This window comes from Ancylobacter tetraedralis, from assembly GCF_014195655.1.
Lineage (GTDB): Bacteria > Pseudomonadota > Alphaproteobacteria > Rhizobiales > Xanthobacteraceae > Ancylobacter > Ancylobacter tetraedralis.
In genome coordinates this window covers 170,483-189,055 of sequence record NZ_JACICD010000002.1, presented here as the reverse complement: position 1 = coordinate 189,055, position 18,573 = coordinate 170,483, and the positions used below count along the sequence as shown (strand labels likewise).

Below are 18,573 nucleotides of genomic sequence, written 5' to 3'. Positions count from 1 at the left end.
CTTGGTTGGGGCGGGTCTTGGTTGGGGCGGGGTTCTGGCTGGGCCTGGGTTCTGGCTGGCGCGCGGTCGTTGGCTCGTGCGGCCTTGGCAAGCGTCTCGACGCCGGGCGCCGGCGTCCCGGCGCAGCGGCTCCCGGAGCTGCCGCTTCGGAATTCCCATCGATTTGAGTGAAATCTCGCCCCGACCGGCGCAATCGGTCCTTCCTCCACGGCGATCCACATGCTACTCAGCATTATCTGTGAAATTATAGATTTCACGTCAAATTTATGAATATAGGCCGTCGGGGCAAGCCGATCGTGCCGTATGCTGACCGCGGAGATACGTCCATGCGCCTGTCGCGCCGCCTCGTGCTCACCACGACCCTCGCCGCCGCCCTGGCGCCCTTCATCCTGGCGGGCACCGGCCCGGCCCGCGCGCAGGAGGCGCCGAATTCGATCCTGAACGCCTCCTATGACGTCGCCCGCGAGCTCTTCGAGGCGATCAACAAGGAGTTCGAGCCGGCCGAGAAGGCCAAGACCGGCAAGGACATCAAGGTCAACCAGAGCCATGCCGGCACCTCCAAGCAGGCGCGCTCCATCGTCGAGGGGCTGGAGGCCGACGTCGTCACCTTCAACCAGATCACCGACATCACCTTCCTCGTCGACAAGGGCTATGTCGCCAAGGACTGGCAGGCCCGCCTGCCCAACGCCTCCTCGCCCTGGTACTCGTTCCCCGCCTTCCTGGTGCGCGCCGGCAACCCGAAGAACGTGAAGAACTGGGACGACCTGGTCCGCGACGATGTGAAGCTGGTGTTCCCGAATCCCAAGACCTCGGGCAATGCGCGCTACACCTATCTCGCCGCCTATGCCTATGCGCTGGAGAAGTTCAACGGCGACGAGGCCAAGGCCGACGCCTTCATCAAGAAATTCCTCGCCAATGTCGTCGTGTTCGACACGGGCGGCCGCGGCGCCACCACCTCCTTCGTCGATCGCGAGCAGGGCGATGTTCTGATCACCTTCGAGGCCGAGGTCCTCGGCGCCCGCGACGCCTACAAGGACAAGAAGCTGGAGGTCGTGGTGCCTCCGGTGAGCCTGCTCGCGGAATTCCCGGTCGCGCTGGTGGACAAGGTGGTCGACAAGCGCGGCTCGCGCGCGCTCGCCACCGACTACCTCACCTTCCTCTATTCGCCCGCCGGCCAGACCGTGGCGGCGCAGGCCAATAACCGCGTGGTCGACCCCAAGGTGGCCGAGGCGTTCAAGGCCAAGTTCGCCCCCGTCCGCCTGGTCAAGGTCGAGGACGTGTTCGGCGGCTGGGACAAGGCGCAGAAGGTGCACTTCGCCTCGGGCGGCAAGCTCGACCAGTTGTTCGTCGCGCCGTGAGTTCTCGCCTCTCCCCGACGGGGAGAGGTCGCCGCGCGGCGTCGGGTGAGGGGTCGAGCCGTTCGGGCCGTCATGGACCCGGCCTTCCCCCTCAGCCCGACCCTCTCCCCCGCGGGGGAGAGGGGGCAGATGCCCTCGCCACGCTGGACATCCGCGTTTCAATAGGTCATGGCCGGGGGCATATCCCGGCCATCGGCTTTTCTGAGGAGCCCGTCCGTTGAACCGCGTCATACCGGGCTATCCCCTCTCGCTCGGCATCACCCTGTTCTATCTCTGCCTGATCGTGCTGCTGCCGCTGGGCGCGCTGGTGTGGCAGGCGCTCGATGTCGGCTGGGAGCGCTATCTCGCCATCCTGAGCGGCGCGCGCACCGCGAGCGCCTTCCGGGTGACGCTGACCACGGCCGCGCTCGCCACCCTGTTCAACGCCGTCTATGGCCTCGCGCTGGCCTGGGTGCTGGTGCGCTATGAATTTCCCGGCCGGCGCTTCATCGATGCGCTGGTCGATGTGCCCTTCGCCCTACCGACCGCCGTGGCCGGGCTCGCCCTCTCGGCGCTGTTCGTCAAGAATGGCTGGTTCGGCGCGCCGCTGGCCGCGCTCGGCATCTCGGTCGCCTATACTCCGCTCGGCATTGCCGCGGCGATGGCCTTCACCTCCATCCCCTTCGTGGTGCGCACGGTGCAGCCGGTGCTGGAGGATCTCGCCACCGATGTGGAGGAAGCGGCGGCCACGCTCGGCGCCTCGGACTGGCGCATCTTCGCGCGCATCATCTTTCCCGCCATCTTCCCGGCCTTCCTCACCGGCGCCTCGCTCGCCTTCGCCCGCTCGCTTGGCGAATTCGGCGCCATCATCTTCATCGCCGGCAACCTGCCGCTGAAGACCGAGGTGGTCTCGCTGCTGACCTTCATCCGCATCGAGGAATATGACTACCCCGCCGCCGCCGCGATCGCCTCGACGCTGCTCGGCCTCGCCTTCGCCATGCTGTTTCTGGTCAACATGATCCAGCTCTGGCAGCAGCGCCGCATCGGCACGGGAGACTGAGGCTATGAGCCCCCCCTCGCATCCCGCTCCCTCGCATGGACCCGCCCGCCGTATCCGGGTCGGCGACGGTCCGCTGACGCGGGCGCTGCTGATCGGTAGCGTGCTGGCCGTCACCGCGCTGGTGCTGGTGGTGCCGCTGATCGCCATCTTCGCCGAGGCGCTGCGCCATGGCTGGGGCGCCTATCTCGCCTCCTTCGCCGCGCCCGACACGCAATATGCGATGCTGCTGACCCTGTGCGTCGCGCTCATCGTGGTGCCGATCAATATCGGCTTCGGCATCGCCAGCGCCTGGTGCATCGCCAAGTTCCGCTTTCGCGGCCGCAACCTCCTGGTGGCGCTGGTCGAACTGCCTTTCTCCATTTCGCCGATCATTGCCGGCGTCGCCTATCTCTTCGTCTATGGCGCGCAGGGGCTGCTGGGGCCGTGGCTGCAGGCGCACGACATCAAGATCATGTTCGCCGTGCCCGGCATCGTGCTGGCCAGCCTGTTCGTCACCGCGCCCTTCGTCGCGCGCGAACTCATCCCGCTGATGATCGCGCAGGGGTCGGAGGAGGAAGAGGCGGCGGTGACGCTGGGGGCCGGCGGCTGGCGCATCCTGCGGCTCGTCACCCTGCCCAATGTGCGCTTCGCCCTGCTCTATGGCGCGGCGCTGTGCAATGCGCGGGTGATGGGCGAGTTCGGCGCGGTCTCGGTGGTGTCCGGCAATATTCGCGGCCAGACCAACACGCTGCCGCTGCAGATCGAGCTGCTCTACCAGGACAACAACGCCATCGCCGCCTTCGCGGTGGCCACCGTGCTGACCGCCGTCGCGCTGGTGACGCTGGTGGTGAAGGCCATCATCGAGCGGCTGGACGCGGCGCGGGTGAAGGCGCAGGGCCGGCCGGGGCATTAGCTCCAGACCCGCGGGTCATGTGGGGGGCTCAGCCCTTCAGCGCCTTCCACACCAGTTCGGCGGCGGCGAGGTCCTCGATCGCCGTGCCGACCGACTTGAACAGCGTGATCTCCTCCGGCCCGCCACGCCCTGCGGCGGTGCCGGCGGCCAGTTCGAACAGGTCGCCCTGCACCCCGTCCGGCGCCAGGACGCCGGTTCGCAGCGGCACCACGATGTCGCCCGCCTCCTTGCCCGCCCCGGCGCGGGTATCGACATAGACCCGCGCGCGGGCAATGGCTTCGTCATCCGCCTCGCGCATGGCGGGGGTGAAGCCGCCGACCAGATCGACATGCTGGCCGGGTTGCAGAAAGCGACCCTCGACCAGCGGATCGGGCGAGAGCGTGCCGGAGGTGACGATGTCCGCCTCCCCGATGGCCGCGCCGCGATCGGGCTCGGCGCGGGCCTCGAAGCCTTCCGCCCGCAGCGATTCGGCCATCGCTTCCGCGCGGGCGAGGGTACGGTTCCAGATGGTGATGGCGCGGATCGGCCGCACGCTGGCATGGGCGCGGGCGAGATAGGGGGCGAGCGCTCCCGCGCCGATGACGGTGAGCCGCGTGGCATCCTCCCGCGCGAGATAGCGCGCGGCGAGGGCCGAGGCGGCGGCGGTGCGCCACAGAGTGAGCGCGCGCCCGTCCATCACCGCCAGCGGCAGGCCGGTGGCGGCGGAATTGAGCACGAACAGGCCGGCCACGCTGTCGAGCCCTCGCCGGGCATTGCCGGGGAACACCGTCACCAGCTTGGTGCCCATCACGTCGTCCTCGCCGCCCTCCGCCGTCCAGGCCGGCATGAGCAGCAGCGTGCCCTCCTCGCCATTGGGCCGCTCGATGGCGTGGTGATGGCGCACCGGCACCACGATGCGACGCCGGAAGGCGGCGTCCAGCGCGTCGATCAGAGCGGGAAAGGTGAGGAGGCCGGCGATCTCGCCAGCGGAAACGAAGCGCAGATCGGTCATGGAAACGCCGGCAGGGAGAGGCGGGAAGAGGCGGAAGATCAGGCCGCGTGGCGGCGATCGGCAAGGGCAGGCGCGGACGGGACGGCGGCGAGCGGAAGGCCGGTGGCGCGGGCGGGCGTGGTGCCCTCGCGCGCGGAGACCACGGCGCGCAGCTCGTCCGCCTGCGTCCTCGCGCGGCGCGCCTCACGCTCGTTGCGGCGGGCGGCCCGGCGATAGCGGCCCTGGCCGAGCCATACGCTGACCCCGCCGATTACGACGCCGACGATCAGCGCGGCGAACACCACGAGATAGAGCGGAGCCTCGATCGACCAAGCGCCACCGAACGGGTCGACGACGAGGGCGACTTTCTGCCGGTTCGCCACCGCCAGCATGACCAGCCCGAGCGAAATCGGCAGCACGAGGAGGATCGTCACGATACGACGCAGCAACACGCGGCACTCCCGGAAGGTTCGATCATCGCCAGACTAACGAAAGCCAGACTATTCAAGGTCGACGCCATCATTAAGGCGCTCGCGCATTTCCTTGCCCGTCTTGAAATAGGGCACGGCCTTGCCGTCCACCGCCACATGCGCGCCGGTGCGCGGGTTGCGCCCGGTGCGGGCCGGACGGGCTTTCACCGAGAAAGCGCCGAAACCGCGCAGTTCGACCCGGTCGCCACGCGCCAGCGCCGCGACGATTTCGTCGAGGATCGCGTTCACGATATTCTCGACGTCGCGCTGATAGAGATGCGGATTCGCCTCGGCGATCCGCTGCACAAGTTCGGACTTGATCATCGACGCCCCGCCCCCTGATTGTGATCGGCTCGTCGGAATTCCAAAAACATCATATTTTGGAAACTCTTGGGCCCCGTCTAGCCGCCCCGAGGTTGCCAGAGGGCCAACAGACCGTCAAGGCGCGCCGTGTCAGTCGCCTCGCTCGCCGAACTCAGCACCGCATGGGTGAGATCCCCGAGCCCGATCAGCGACATAACCCGCACGGCCAGCGCGTGCAACCAGCCGAATTCGTCTCCTGCACGGCCGGTGCGCCAATCGCGCACGGGAAGATCGCGGGAGACGCCGCGCTCGCGCGCGAGCCAGTCGCGCGCGGTGCGTTCGTCGCCCAGCTCATCCACCAGCCGCAGCGGCAGCGCCTGATGGGCGGTGAAGACCCGGCCGTCCGAGACCTGCGCCAGCTTGTCGCCGGTCAGCAGCCGGCGCTCGGACACCAGATCCCTGAACCAGTCATAGCTGTCGGTGACCAGCGAGCGCACCGCCGCGCGGGCATCCTCGGTGGGCGGATCGAACATGTTCGGCGCCGCCTTCAGCGGGCTGGACTTGATCTCCTCATAGGAGATGCCGACCGTCTTCATCAGCCCGGCGAAATTGGGGAACTGGAAGATGACGCCGATGGAGCCCACCAGCGCGTTGCGCGGGGCGACGATATGATCGGCGCCCATGGCCGCGATATAGGCGCCCGAGGCCGCCATGCCGTCCACCACCGCGACGATCGGCACCTTCTGCGCCAGACGGCGCAGCCCGTCATAGAGCGCGGCGGAGCCCACCACCGTGCCGCCGGGGCTGTCGATGGAGAGGATCACGGCGCGCGCGCCGGAGCGCCCGATCGCCTCCAGCAGGTCCAGCCGCTCGCGCTCGTTGCGGATGATGCCGCCAATGGTGACACGCGCCACATGCGGGCTTGAGCGCGGCAGCAGCGCGCCATCGCTCCACCAGGCGAACAGGCCGAAGCCGGCGCCGAGCAGCACGAGAAAGGCAAGGACGCGCCAGAAGGCGAGCTTGCGCCGCAACCGGCGCCGCACCAGCACCTCGTCGACCTCGATCGAGCTGTAGGCCATCCGCCTCCCTCCGGGTTCCAGGGCCCAAGGGGTAGCGGGCGGGGAAGGTGGACGCAAGCGCGGGCGGGTTGCGAGGCGGCGCGCCCGTGATGCCCGAGGCCCCGGCGAGCCGCTCCGCTCCGGCCGGGCTGACGATTGTGGACTAGCCGCCGTGCTTTTCGAGAAAGGCCTCGATGGGGAGCGCGCGGAAATCCTCCAGCGCCGCGCGCAGCCGCGCGTGCTCCCAGTGCCACCAGCCGAGCGCCTGCAGGCGCTCCCCGATGGCGGGCGCAAAGCGCGCCTTCACCGGCCGCGCCGGCACCCCGGCCACCACGGTGTAGGCCGGCACGTCCCTGGAGACCACCGCCCCCGCCGCGACCACGGCGCCGTCGCCCACCGTGCGGCCGGGCAGGATGATGGCGCCATGGCCGATCCACACGTCATGGCCGATGGTGACGCCATGGGCGCGGCGCCACGCGAAGAAGCTGTCCTCGTCCTGCGCATCCTCGAAATAGGCGGAGGCGCGATAGGTGAAATGCGCCTGGCTGGCGCGATCCATCGGGTGGTTGCCCGGGTTGATGCGGGTCATGGCGGCGATGGAGGTGAACTTGCCGATGCGCGCATAGGCGATGTCGGAATCGTTCACGACATAGGAATAGTCGCCGAGCTCCACCTCATCGAGCTTGGTGCGCGGGCCGACCTCGGTATAGCGCCCGAGCGTCGAGCGGCTCACCTGCGCGGTGGGATCGATGGTGGGCGACAGCCCGAGCTTGCTCATCGGTCTCCTCCGAACGGATAGCGGGCGATCAGGCGGAAAGGGCCGTCCTCCTGGCGGTAGAGCGCGATCTCGCCGACGATCAGCGGTCCGTCGGCCCCGCTCAGGGCGAAATGCTCGGCGAGTTCCGCCTCCGCCAACGCCCGCTCCGCCGCTTCCAGCGGCCCGGTCAAGGTCATGTGGAAGCGGAACTCCTCCAGCACATAGGGGTAGCCCCAGCGGTCGAGATAGTCGCGCTGGCGCGGCGTCAGTGGCGCGCGCTGGCGCTTCTCGCGCTCGGCCGCGTTCATCGGCGCGCGGAACTCGTCGAAGGCGGCGACGGCGGCGGCGGCCAGCCGATCGAGCGCGGCGCAGGCCGAGGCGGTGCGGAAGGCGAGGAAGCGGCCGATCGTCGCGAGCTGGATGCCGGCGCAGGCGAAGCGCGCCCGCTCGGCGGCGAAGCGGGCGCAGGCGGCCCGCAAATCAGCCTCCACACGCCCGCTCGCCAGCCGGAACGGCGCCTTCATCGTGGCATGGAAACCGTAGCGGCGCGGCTCGGCGGTGATCTCGCGCCAGCGCACGGCATCGAAGCGGCGCAGCGCCAGCGAGCCATCGGCCTCGCCGGTCTCGGCGTCATAGCCGATCACCGCCGAGCCGAAGCGCCAGAGTGGGCTCTGCGCCGGCGGGGCGTAGTAGAGAGCGTAGCGCGGCTCGATGGAGCGGGTATCGGAGGACATGATCGCCGGCTCAGAAGACACGGCGGCCGGCGAGCGTGACCTCGCCCACCGCCGGCGTGTCGTCGATCAGACGGAAGCGCAGCAGATCGGCGCGCAGCCCCGGCGCCAGTCTTCCGCGGTCGTCGAGCCGGGCGAGGCGGGCGGGCGCCGCGGTGACGAGCGCCAGCGCGGCGGGCAGGGTGAGCCCGGCGGTGCGGGTGAGCGCCAGCGCCGCCTGCAGCAGGCTTGCCGGCACATAATCGGAGGCGAGCGCGTCGAGCAGGCCCTGCTGCGCGAGGTCGCGCATCGACACGCCGCCGGAATGCGAGCCGCCGCGCACCACGTTCGGCGCGCCGCCGATCGTGGCGAGGCCCCTCGCCTTCGCGGCGCGCGCGGCCTCCAGCGTGGTCGGAAACTCGGAAATGCTGCAGCCGGCCGCCACCGCTTCGTCGACATGGGCGGGGGTGGTGTCGTCATGGCTCGCCAGCACGATGCCGGACGCGGAGAACAGAGCGACCATCTTGTCGTAATTGCCGGCCACCGCGCCCTTGGCCCGCTCGATGCGGTCCGCCACCTCGGCATCGATATCCGGCCCGCCCTTGCCGATGCCGGACAGGTAGACCTTGAGATGCTCGACATTGCGCCATTGCCGCGTGCCGGGCGTGTGGTCCATCAGCGAGGCCAGCGACAGGTTGGGCCGGCCCATCGCGGCATCCACGAGATCGGGCAAGCCGTGGTCGGTCAGTTCGCAGCGCAGATGGATGCGGTGATCGACGCGGAACATGCCGCGCGTGGCACCCTGCTCGACCGCGTCCAGCATCACCTCATAGAGTGCGCGCCGGTCGGCCTTGGCCTGGTCGAAGCCGCCGGCGCAGATCGCGTCATAGACGGTGGTGACGCCCGAGCCGGCCATCTGCGCGTCATGCGCCAGGGCGGCGGCGCGGGCATCGGGCCAGATCACCTTGGGGCGCGGCACGAAATGGCCTTCCAGCGCGTCGGTATGCAGGTCGATCAGGCCCGGGGCGAGATAATCGCCGTCGCAATCCACGGCGCCGGGCAGCTGCGAGCGGCCTTCGTCCAGCGCGCGAATGGTGCCGTTCTCATGCACCAGCGTGCCCTCGACGACACGGTCCTCGAGCACCAGGCGGGCATTGGTCAGAATCGTTTCCATCGGCTCTTTCCCATTGGCGCCCGGCTCTCGCATGCGCGTGTGACGGTTCCGTGAAAGCCGTTGCGGCAGGTCACACGCCGAGCGCGCCGCCATCCGAGCGCGGGTCGTGCGTGCCTTCCAGGCCCTCGCGCCCCGGGTGCAGCACCACGGCCCCGGCATGGCCCATCATGTCGGCGTAAGGCTGCGGGAGGATCTCGATCTCATGGCCGGCGCGGGCCAGCTGGTCGGCGATGCCGCCATCGAAGGCGCCCTCCAGCTTCAGCGTCAGCGAGGGCGAGCCCCAGCTGCGCCCGAGCAGCCAGCGCGGGCGGGCGACCGCTTCGCCGAGCGGCGCGCCGAACAGGGCATAGCGGCTCATGACGGCCGCGTTGGTCTGCGGCTGGCCCTCCCCGCCCATGCAGCCGAAGGCGACGACGCGCCCGTCCGCCAGCGCCGCCATGCCGGGATTGAGCGTGTGGAACGGCCGGCGGCCGGGTTCCAGCGGGTTCACGGCGGTGGGGTCCAGCGAGAAGGAGGTGCCGCGATTCTGCATCAGCACGCCGGTCGCCGGCAGCACGAGGCCGGAGCCGAACTCCCAGTAGATCGACTGGATATAGGAGACGACGAGGCCGCTCCTGTCCGCCGCGCCGAGCCAGATCGTATCGCCCGGCGCGGCCTTGTGCGGCCAGGGCAGGGCGCGGCGGGCATCGATGGCGGACACCTCGCGATCGATCGCCGCCTTGGTCAGGAAATCCGCCGGGTCCTGCGTCAGCCGCTCGAAATCCGTCACCACCCGGTCGCGCACCAGGAAGGCGCGCTTGGTGGCCTCGATCAGCCCGTGCACATGGGCGAAGCTCTCCGGCTCCTTCACGCCGAGCCGGTCGAAGATGGCGAGAATCATCAGCGTCGCCAGCCCCTGGGTCGGGGGCGGCGAGCCCCACAGTTCCAGCGTCGAGAGCTTCACATGCAGCGGCGCGCGGCGCACGGCGTGAAAGGCGGCGAGGTCCTCGCGCGTCACCGGGCTGCCGGCGCGCTCCAGATCGGCGGCGATCTCGCGGCCGATGTCGCCGCGGTAATAATCATCCAACCCGGCGCGGGAGAGATGCTCCAGCGTATCGGCCAGCCGCTCGAAGCGCTGCACCGTGCCGGCCTCGGGCACCGCGCCCTCTTCATCGAGAAAGTTCCGCGCGAAGCCCGGGACCGAGGCCAGTTCGTCCTTCTTCTCGGTGGTGAGCCGGTTCTGCGAGGCGGAGACCGGAAAGCCCGTGCGGGCATGGGCGATCGCCGGCTCCAGCAGCCGGCGCAGCGGCATCCTGCCGCCGAATGCCGCGGCGGCCTCCAATGCGAGGCTCCAGCCGCCGATCTGGCCGGGCACGGTGAGCGCGGCGAGCGGGCCGCGCGCGGGCAGGACCTCCTCATGGCCGTGCTCGCGGTAGAAGGCGGGCGTGGCCTTGGCGCCGGCAAAGCCGGCCGCCTCGACATAGGCGACGCGGCCCCGGGGATCGCGGATCAGCCAGAAGCCATCGCCGCCCAGCTGGTTCATGTGCGGATAGACCACGGCGATGGCGGCGGCGGCGGCGAGTGCCGCCTCGATGGCGTTGCCGCCCTCTTCCAGCACCGCGCGGCCGGCTTCCGTGGCTAGCCAGTGCGGCGTGGCGACCATGCCGGAACCCGCGCGCACGCTCTCGTGATCCGATCCCCAACCCGCTCCCGAAGCCATGTGGATTCTCCCTATTGGCGGAAAACTTGACCCGCGCCGCCGGGCATAGCAGTTTGCGCCCTGCTGAATAAGACGGATTGAGACGAGATGAGCACCGGCCGACGCATCCGCTGGGACCATGTGAGCACGGTGGTGAGCGCCGCCATCCTGCTTGGCGCCGAACTCATCGGCGCCGGACTGGCCGCCGGCTGGGCCATCGCCGCGCTGTTCAACGCCAGCTGGATGGTCGAGATCTTCTTCGAAGGCCTGTTCGGCCTGCTCGCGCTTTACGGCATCTATCGCTTCGTGATGAAGGCCAAATCCGTCGAGCCCTTCGTCGAAGGCTGAGCGCGGCGAATCACACCGCTACTGCGGGATACGGCCACGACACGCGCCCGACGCCCGATCGTCGCCGCGCCTCCCGGCAGCCGGCAGCCGCCGGTTTTACGTGCATGCGGATTTTACAGGCGTCCGGGAAAAAATCGATCCCAGCCGCTTGCATATGACAGCGGAAATCCATACATCGCGTCCTGCCCAACATTCGCACGTGCCTGTGGTCGCGTGCCGATCGGCGGAAGTCCGGACAAGAGGCCGGAAAATCGCCAGTCAGATCGGTAGCCGGAGGCGAAACCGGCGCACCTCGCTCTCAGCGGGGAACGTGACTTGAAGCAACGACGTAGCGGGCTTTTTTAGTCTCTGTCGGCCCTCCAAAGGTCGGGAAACTGAAGAGGCACTACTTCTTGCCGGGCGTGCGGTCGGGTCTCCCGTACCAAGCGAAGGCATCGATCGAACGCTCGCGCTCTCCACACGCGCAAGCGATCGCATCGCTGCCACGGCTCCATTCCATCCGGACCCTGCGACAGGTGTCGCGCGGCCGGCGAACGGATGCGCATTCTCGCCACGCGCGCGGCTCAATGACGCCGCGGGCGGGTGTTCGCATCCACTTGGGTTTGAAGCTTCGGGTCCTTGGGGATTGCCATGACCGACCGTATTCGCGAATTCCTGCGCACTCGACGCGAGGATGGTCCCTGCGTCGTCGTCGATCTCGATGTGGTGCGGGCCAATTATGCCGCCTTCGCCCGCGCCCTGCCGGATACCCGCGTGTTCTACGCGGTGAAGGCCAACCCGGACGCCGCCGTGCTCAACGCGCTGGCCGAGATGGGCTCCTGCTTCGACTGCGCCTCGGTCAACGAGATCCTGATGGTTCTCGCCACCGGCGCCACCGCCGACCGCATTTCCTTCGGCAACACGATCAAGAAGGAGCGCGACGTCGCGCGGGCCTTCGAACTCGGCGTGCGCCTGTTCGCGGTCGACAGCGTCGAGGAAGTCGAGAAGGTGGCCCGCGTCGCCGCCGGCGCCAAGGTGTTCTGCCGCATCCTGTGCGACGGCGCCGGCGCCGAATGGCCGCTGTCGCGCAAGTTCGGCTGCGAGCCGGACATGGCGGTCGACGTGCTGGAACACGCCCACCGCCTCGGCCTCGAGGCGCATGGCATCTCCTTCCATGTCGGTTCGCAGCAGAAGAATGTCGACGCCTGGGATTCGGCGCTGGCCTCGGCGAGCGCCATCTTCGCCGCCTGCGCGCAGCGTGGCTTCACGCTGTCGCTGGTCAATCTCGGCGGTGGTTTCCCGGCTAAGTACCTGCAGGACGTGCCGGCCGCCGAGGCTTATGGCGAGGCGATCTTCCGCGCCCTGTCGCGGCACTTCGGCAACACGATCCCGCAGACCATCATCGAGCCGGGCCGCGGCATGGTCGGCGCGGCCGGCCTGATCGAGGCGGAAGTCGTGCTGATCTCGAAGAAGTCCGACACCGACACGATGCGCTGGGTCTATCTCGACATCGGCAAGTTCGGCGGTCTCGCCGAGACGATGGACGAGGCCATCCGCTACCCCATCCGCACGCCCCATGACGGCGACGCGATGGAGCCTTGCGTGCTCGCCGGTCCGACCTGCGATTCGGCCGACGTCCTGTACGAGAAGACCCCGGTCCTGCTGCCGGTGTCCCTCGCCATCGGCGACAAGGTGCTCATTGAAGCCACCGGCGCCTACACCACCACCTATTCGGCGGTGGCGTTCAACGGTTTCGAACCGCTCCGATCCTATGTGATCTGAGCGGGGCGAAGCCCGGCTACACGTCATCCCGGACACCGCCCGCGCGGCGCGCCGGAATTGCCCCGGCGACATGCGCGCAAGCGGATGCCGCCAGCCATCGGGCGGTTCCGGCGGCATGCCCCCGCTCCGGCCGGGATGACGGCTCGCGACCCTTCACAATTCCTTTTCACCTCTTTTGCCCGGCGGGACCGGGTGTTGGAGGCCGCCATGGAACTCGCCGTCACCGATTTCGCCGCGTCCGCGCGGGCACAGGCCACCCCCGTCACCGTCAAGGACTTCGCCGGTCCTACGCCGGCCATCACGCTGGAGACGCCGGCCGACCTCGCCCAGCGCGAGGCGCTGCTGGACCTCGCCTTCGGCCGCGCCGCGCGTCTGGCCAAGACCAGCGAGCGCCTGCGCGAAGGGCGCAAGCCCGCCGATGGCCTGGCCTTCGCCGCTCATGGCGCGGACGGGCGCGTGGTCGGCACGCTGCGCCTGTGGCATGTCGCGGCGGGTCCGGCCCGGCCGGCACTGCTGCTCGGCCCGCTCGCCGTGCATCCCTGGTTCCGCGACCGGGGCCTCGGCAAGGCGATGATGGCGACGGCGATCCTTGAGGCGACCCGCCTCGGCCATGGCGCCATCCTCTTGGTGGGCGACGCGCCCTATTACGCGCGCTTCGGCTTCGATGTGGCGCTGACGGAAGGGCTGTGGCTGCCCGGCGCGTTCGATCGCCGCCGCTTCCTCGGGCTGGAACTGCGCTCCGGCGCTCTGGACGGCGCGCGCGGCCTCGTCAGCCCGACCGGTGCACCGGTCGAGGTGCCGAGCCTGAGCGAGTTGATGGCGCTTGAGACCACCGGCGGCCTCAAGCGCTCCGCGTAACGAGGCGCCTCCCCCTCTCCCCGCACGCGGAGAGGGGTGGGTGAGGGCTCCATCGCTTCGCGATCCCGCAGCCCCTCCCCGAGCCGATCCGCGGGCCCCTCTCCCCTCAGGAGAGAATCCGATGTCAGACATTCCCCTCGGAGGGGCGGCGTGGGTTTGTGCGGGTTCTCCTGTCCGGGATCGAGCCCGCTTCCAGACCCCCGCCCCTCCGCCCCCACGGACGGGATGGGGTCGAGCGTCGCGAGGTTTTCCGCCGGCCCCGCGCCGGGCGGTCAGAACTCGACGTCGAGCTCCTCCATCTCGTCCGGCTCCTCCAGCGCGGCCGCGCTCCATTCCTCCATCGCCGGCAGCGCGAGAATGGCCTCGCAATAGCCCCGCGTGAGCGAATCGAGCGCCACGTCGTAGGTCGTGAAGCGTGAGCAGACCGGGGCGTACATGGCGTCCGCCATGGTCGGCGCGGGCCCGAACAGATAGGGCCCGCCATAGGTCGTCAGGCAATCGCGCCAGATGGCGAGGATGTGCTCGATATCGGCCTGCGCGCCGGTCCACACCTTGAAGCCGGGGTGGCGGGCCTTGATGTTCATCGGCAGCGCCGAGCGCAGGTTGGCGAAGCCGGAATGCATCTCGCCGGATATCGAGCGGCAATGCGAGCGCGCTGCCCGATCCTTGGGCAGCAGACCGGCATCGGGCCTCAATTCGTGCAGGTATTCGGCGATGGCCAGCGTGTCCCAGATGCGCAGGCCCTCATGGTCGAGGCGCGGCACGAGGAAGGACGAGGATTGCAGGAGCAGTTCCGCCCGGATCGAGGGATCGTCCGCGGAGAGCCGGACCTCCTCGACGTCGAGCCCGGCCAGCCGGCACAGAAGGTACCCGCGAAGCGACCACGAGGAGTAGTTCTTGCTGGAAATGGTGAGGGTGGCGGGGGACGCCGTCGACCCGGCGGCAGGCCCGGACGCGGCCGCGGCCGCCGGAGCCTTGGTGGCCGCGCCCTTGGCGGCGCTCCCTCTCGAGGCTCTGGCGCGCGTCGTCCCCGGCCCGGTGGTGGAGGCGGCTTTGGCGGTGGGCGCGGGCATGGGCATGCGTCCTGTATGATCGGCTGCGATGAGGATCGTGCGACGGACCCGCGCCCCGCGACGGGTGAGATTCCAGCGCGGGCGGCGGTCCAGCGAAAGACCGGCACGGGCCAAACACTATTCGTGCCATACCCGATCCGGCACGACCCGCATTCCGGCGGGTGCCGCGCGCGACACGGCACGCCCCTTGCCCTTGAACAACCCAGCGATGCCGCGCCGCCCGCCGCTTCCCCGGCGCCGCGCCATCGCGCACGGGGCGGGACGAGACGACCGTTACGTGACATTCTCCTCCGGCCGCCGGCCGGCAACCGTCGCACGGGCGGCCCGTCACGCCGCCATCGAGAGCCGCCGCCGATGATCTATGCCGCCTATCAGGCCCAGACCGACCTCTTCGACCCGTTTCGCACCATGGCTCGGATGTCGCGGCGGCTCCTCGACACCGCCATGTCCGGCACCCGGCTGTCCGGCTTCGGAGAAAGCGCGCTGCTGCGCAACCTTTCCGCCGCGTGCGAGATGGTGGAGCGCTCCGGCCTGAGCCACGCGCGGCCCGCCTTCGACATCGAAAGCGTCGTGGTCGGCAATCGCGAGGTCGCGGTGGTCGAGGAGGTAGCGCTCGCGCTGCCCTTCGGCACGCTGCTGCATTTCGCCAAGGACCTCGACCAGCCGCAGCCGCGCATCCTCGTGGTGGCCCCGCTCTCGGGCCATTTCGCCACGCTGCTGATCGACACGGTGCGCACCCTGCTTCCGGAGAACGACGTCTACGTCACCGACTGGGCCAATGCGCGCGACGTGCCGCTCTCGGCCGGCGGCTTCGGCTTCGACGGCTATGTCGAGCACGTCATCCGCTTTCTGGAGGCCATCGGGCCGGGCGCCCACGCGCTGGCCGTGTGCCAGCCCTGCGTGCAGGTGCTCGCCGCCACGGCGGTGATGGCGCAGAACGACAACCCGGCGACACCGCTCTCCATCACGCTGATGGCGGGGCCGGTGGATACCCGCGTCAACCCGACCAAGGTCAACGAGCTCGCCACCTCCAAGCCGCTCGACTGGTTCGAGCAGAACCTGATCGCCACCGTGCCGCCCGGCTTTGCCGGCTCGGGCCGGCGGGTCTATCCCGGCTTCGTGCAGGTCGGCGCCTTCCTCGCGATGAACATGGACCGCCATGTGAAGGCGCATGTCGAGCTGTTCGAGAACCTCGCCATGGGCGAGCACGAGAAGGCGCGCACCACCAAGACCTTCTACGACGAGTATTTCGCCGTGCTGGACCTTGCCGCCGAATTCTATCTCGAGACCATCCGCATCGTGTTCCAGGAACACGACCTGCCGCGCGGCGTGCTGACCTATCAGGGCGAACGAATCGACTTCCGCGCCATCCGCCGCACCGCGCTGCTCACCGTGGAAGGCGAGCGCGACGATATCTGCGCGGTCGGCCAGACGGTGGCGGCGCAGGACATCTGCGCCAGCCTGCGCCCGCATCTGCGGCGCCACCATATGCAGGCGGGCGTCGGCCATTATGGCGTGTTCAGCGGCCGCCGCTGGAAGGGCCAGGTCTATCCGCTCGTGCGCAGCCACATCCTCGCCAGCGACGGCTGAGGCCCCCCGTCGGAGTGATCCGGAATGGTCGGGCGAGCGCGGCAGGGCGGGCCTTGACGACCGGGCGGCTCGGCCCGTCACTCCCCCGTCACCATTGACGCGGCAGGCTGCGGTGCCCATGGTGCGGCCGCAAGATCCAAGTCCTGCGGAGCTACATTTTCCCAGTCAAAGGAGTCCCCCCGAGAATGTCAGTCTGGCCTGTCTATGGAAAAATCGACGGTCCCATCGTGATGATCGGCTTCGGCTCGATCGGTCGTGGCACCCTGCCGCTGCTGGAGCGGCATTTCGATTTCGACAAGGAGCGCCTGACCGTCATCGATCCGGTGGACGACCATCGCGCCCTGCTGGATGAGCGCGGGATAGCCTTCCTGCAACTGGCGATCACCAAGGAAAACTACCGCGAGGTTCTGACGCCCCTGCTCACCTCCGGCGGGCGCGGCTTCGTGGTGAACCTCTCGGTCGATACCGGCTCGGTCGATCTGATGCTGCTCGCCCGCGAATGCGGCGCGCTCTATATCGACACGGTGGTCGAGCCGTGGCTCGGCTTCTATTTCGACAAGGACGCCACGCCCGCCAGCCGCTCCAATTACGCGCTGCGCGAATCCATGCTCAAGGCCAAGCGCGCCCAGCCGGGCGGGCCGACGGCGGTTTCCTGCTGCGGCGCCAATCCCGGCATGGTGTCCTGGTTCGTCAAGCAGGCGCTGGTCAACCTCGCCCACGACACCGGCCTCGAATTCGAGGAGCCAGCCAGCCGCGAGGGCTGGGCGGAATTGATGAGCCGGCTCGGCGTCAAGGGTCTGCACATCGCCGAGCGCGACACCCAGCGCGCCCGCGACCCGCGCCCGTTCGGCACCTTCGTCAACACCTGGTCGGTGGAGGGCTTCGTCTCGGAAGGGCTGCAGCCGGCCGAGCTGGGATGGGGCACCCATGAGAAATGGATGCCGGCCAACGGCCACACCCACAATTTCGGCTCCGGCTCGGCCATCTACCTGATGCAGCCGGGCGCCGCCACCAAGGTGCGCACCTGGTGCCCGAGCCTGGGCGCCCAGCACGGCTTCCTGGTGACGCATAACGAATCGATCTCGATCGCCGACTATTTCACCGTGCGCAACGGTGCGCAGGTGAGCTTCCGTCCGACCTGCCACTATGCCTACCACCCCTGCAACGACGCGCTGGTGTCGTGGCACGAGCTGTTCGGCAATGAGGGCAAGTTCTCCGGCGACTGGACCATTCTCGACGAGCACGAGATCGTCGACGGGCGCGACGAGCTCGGCGTGCTGCTCTACGGCCACGCGAAGAATGCCTATTGGTTCGGCTCGCAGCTCACCATCCAGGAGGCGCGCAACCTCGCCCCCTACCAGACCGCGACCGGACTTCAGGTGACCTCCGCCGTGCTGGCCGGCATGGTGTGGGCGCTGGAGAACCCGGAGGCCGGCATCGTCGAGACCGACGAGATGGATTATCGCCGCTGTCTGGATATCCAGAAGCCCTATCTCGGCACGGTAAAGGGTTATTACACCGACTGGACGCCGCTCGACGGCCGGCCGGGCCTGTTCCCCGAAGACCTCGACGAGACCGATCCCTGGCAGTTCCGCAACATATTGGTGCGGTGAGCGGATCGCCCGAAACCACCTATGACGCGGCCGGGCCTGTCCCGGCCGTTTTCGCAAGGGGCGCCTGCCGGATTTTTCGACTGGCGCGCCAGCGCGGCGCGCCTAAGTAAGCGAGCGACCTTCCCGCCCGCCCGGAGCACCCCCATGAGCGCCCTCGTGTCCGATCTCTCCGCCTTCCCGATCGCCTCCCGCTGGCCGGCGCAGCATCCCGACCGGCTTCAGCTCTATTCCTTCCCCACGCCCAACGGCGTGAAAGTGTCGATCATGCTGGAGGAGACCGGGCTGCCCTACGAGGCGCACACGGTCAACATCCTGAAGGACGAGAGCTGGACGGCCGAGTTCCTCGCGCTGAACCCCAATGGCAAGATCCCGGCGATCCTCGATCCCGATGGGCCGGGCGGCACGCCGCTGGCGCTGTTCGAATCCGGCGCCATCCTGCTCTATCTCGCGGAAAAGACCGGGAAATTCCTGCCCGCCGACCCGGCCGCGCGCTACGAGACCATCCAGTGGGTGATGTGGCAGATGGCCGCCATCGGGCCGATGTTCGGCCAGGTCGGCTTCTTCCACAAATTCGCCGGCGCGGCCTATGAGGACAAGCGCCCGCGTGACCGCTACGTCGCGGAGGCCAAGCGCCTGCTCGCCCTGCTGGAGCGCCGGCTGGAGGGCCGCGACTGGATCATGGGCGCGGATTACACCATTGCCGACATCGCCACGCTCGGCTGGGTGCGCAACCTCGTCGGCTTCTACGGCGCGGGCGAGCTGGTCGACTATGCCGCGCTGACCCATGTGCCGGCCTGGCTGGCGCGCGGGCTCGATCGCCCCGCCGTGCAGCGCGGACTGGAAATCCCCCCGCGCGGCTGACGCGTATAAGCGATGCCGCCGGTGTGGTGGCATCAAGGCTGGATTCGCCTATAAGCGGGC

The 18,573-nt window shown here is 69.1% G+C and carries 18 protein-coding genes; 9 read left to right on the top strand and 9 right to left on the bottom strand.

The window, feature by feature from the left end:
• Window positions 1-326 precede the first annotated feature (326 nt).
• The 3 genes from cysP to cysW all read left to right on the top strand — a co-directional run bounded on the left by cysP (window position 327) and on the right by cysW (window position 3,289).
• Window positions 327-1,358 carry a thiosulfate ABC transporter substrate-binding protein CysP gene (gene cysP / locus FHS55_RS06185; protein WP_183188831.1) on the top strand — a complete coding sequence of 344 codons (1,032 nt, stop codon included), beginning with the start codon at window positions 327-329 and terminating at the stop codon, window positions 1,356-1,358.
• Between the two features lie 217 nt (window positions 1,359-1,575).
• A complete protein-coding gene (cysT, locus tag FHS55_RS06180; protein WP_183188830.1) occupies window positions 1,576-2,397 on the top strand; it encodes a sulfate ABC transporter permease subunit CysT in 822 nt (273 codons plus the stop codon).
• A gap of 4 nt (window positions 2,398-2,401) precedes the next feature.
• Window positions 2,402-3,289: a sulfate ABC transporter permease subunit CysW gene (gene cysW, locus FHS55_RS06175; protein WP_183188829.1), complete on the top strand. Its 888-nt coding sequence runs from the start codon at window positions 2,402-2,404 to the stop codon at window positions 3,287-3,289.
• Between the two features lie 28 nt (window positions 3,290-3,317).
• Here the strand turns inward: cysW and lhpI are convergent, their stop codons facing one another.
• The 8 genes from lhpI to FHS55_RS06135 form a co-directional block, all read right to left on the bottom strand.
• Window positions 3,318-4,280 carry a bifunctional Delta(1)-pyrroline-2-carboxylate/Delta(1)-piperideine-2-carboxylate reductase gene (gene lhpI, locus FHS55_RS06170; protein WP_183188828.1) on the bottom strand — a complete coding sequence of 321 codons (963 nt, stop codon included), beginning with the start codon at window positions 4,278-4,280 and terminating at the stop codon, window positions 3,318-3,320.
• A gap of 38 nt (window positions 4,281-4,318) precedes the next feature.
• Entirely contained in the window at window positions 4,319-4,711 is a 393-nt protein-coding gene (locus FHS55_RS06165; protein ID WP_343056012.1) for a lipopolysaccharide assembly protein LapA domain-containing protein, read from the bottom strand.
• Window positions 4,712-4,759: 48 nt separating this feature from the next.
• Entirely contained in the window at window positions 4,760-5,053 is a 294-nt protein-coding gene (gene ihfB, locus FHS55_RS06160) for an integration host factor subunit beta (RefSeq protein WP_183188827.1), read from the bottom strand.
• Window positions 5,054-5,130: 77 nt separating this feature from the next.
• Window positions 5,131-6,111 carry a signal peptide peptidase SppA gene (sppA, locus tag FHS55_RS06155; RefSeq protein WP_183188826.1) on the bottom strand — a complete coding sequence of 327 codons (981 nt, stop codon included), beginning with the start codon at window positions 6,109-6,111 and terminating at the stop codon, window positions 5,131-5,133.
• Window positions 6,112-6,253: 142 nt separating this feature from the next.
• Window positions 6,254-6,868 carry a DapH/DapD/GlmU-related protein gene (locus FHS55_RS06150; protein ID WP_183188825.1) on the bottom strand — a complete coding sequence of 205 codons (615 nt, stop codon included), beginning with the start codon at window positions 6,866-6,868 and terminating at the stop codon, window positions 6,254-6,256.
• Window positions 6,865-7,581, bottom strand: coding sequence for a DUF1045 domain-containing protein (locus FHS55_RS06145; protein ID WP_183188824.1), 717 nt, complete (start codon window positions 7,579-7,581; stop codon window positions 6,865-6,867). The genes FHS55_RS06150 and FHS55_RS06145 overlap by 4 nt, the downstream gene beginning before the upstream one ends.
• A gap of 10 nt (window positions 7,582-7,591) precedes the next feature.
• On the bottom strand, window positions 7,592-8,731 hold the full coding sequence (locus FHS55_RS06140) for an alpha-D-ribose 1-methylphosphonate 5-triphosphate diphosphatase (RefSeq protein ID WP_183188823.1): 1,140 nt from the start codon (window positions 8,729-8,731) through the stop codon (window positions 7,592-7,594).
• A gap of 70 nt (window positions 8,732-8,801) precedes the next feature.
• Window positions 8,802-10,430 (bottom strand): gamma-glutamyltransferase family protein, encoded by a 1,629-nt coding sequence (locus tag FHS55_RS06135; protein WP_281379560.1) that lies wholly within the window; start codon window positions 10,428-10,430, stop codon window positions 8,802-8,804.
• Window positions 10,431-10,517: 87 nt separating this feature from the next.
• On the opposite strand from FHS55_RS06135, the gene FHS55_RS06130 reads away from it, so the two are divergent.
• From FHS55_RS06130 to FHS55_RS06120, 3 genes are all read left to right on the top strand, one after another.
• The gene (locus FHS55_RS06130; RefSeq protein WP_183188822.1) at window positions 10,518-10,757 is read left to right on the top strand and encodes a hypothetical protein; all 240 of its coding nucleotides are present in this window, start codon (window positions 10,518-10,520) and stop codon (window positions 10,755-10,757) included.
• A 624-nt stretch (window positions 10,758-11,381) separates the two neighbouring features.
• Complete coding sequence (locus tag FHS55_RS06125; RefSeq protein WP_343056069.1) at window positions 11,382-12,518, top strand: type III PLP-dependent enzyme; 1,137 nt, start codon at window positions 11,382-11,384, stop codon at window positions 12,516-12,518.
• Window positions 12,519-12,725: 207 nt separating this feature from the next.
• Entirely contained in the window at window positions 12,726-13,376 is a 651-nt protein-coding gene (locus FHS55_RS06120; RefSeq protein ID WP_183188820.1) for a GNAT family N-acetyltransferase, read from the top strand.
• Window positions 13,377-13,648: 272 nt separating this feature from the next.
• On the opposite strand, the gene FHS55_RS06115 is transcribed toward FHS55_RS06120, so the two are convergent.
• Entirely contained in the window at window positions 13,649-14,455 is an 807-nt protein-coding gene (locus FHS55_RS06115) for a glutathione S-transferase family protein (protein ID WP_425485788.1), read from the bottom strand.
• A gap of 348 nt (window positions 14,456-14,803) precedes the next feature.
• Between FHS55_RS06115 and FHS55_RS06110 the strand changes: the two genes are divergently transcribed.
• The 3 genes from FHS55_RS06110 (at window position 14,804) to FHS55_RS06100 (ending at window position 18,513) form a co-directional block, all read left to right on the top strand.
• Window positions 14,804-16,039, top strand: coding sequence for a polyhydroxyalkanoate depolymerase (locus FHS55_RS06110; RefSeq protein WP_183188818.1), 1,236 nt, complete (start codon window positions 14,804-14,806; stop codon window positions 16,037-16,039).
• A gap of 185 nt (window positions 16,040-16,224) precedes the next feature.
• Complete coding sequence (locus FHS55_RS06105) at window positions 16,225-17,652, top strand: homospermidine synthase (RefSeq protein ID WP_183188817.1); 1,428 nt, start codon at window positions 16,225-16,227, stop codon at window positions 17,650-17,652.
• A gap of 156 nt (window positions 17,653-17,808) precedes the next feature.
• Window positions 17,809-18,513, top strand: coding sequence for a glutathione S-transferase N-terminal domain-containing protein (locus tag FHS55_RS06100; protein ID WP_183189238.1), 705 nt, complete (start codon window positions 17,809-17,811; stop codon window positions 18,511-18,513).
• Window positions 18,514-18,573 lie beyond the last annotated feature (60 nt).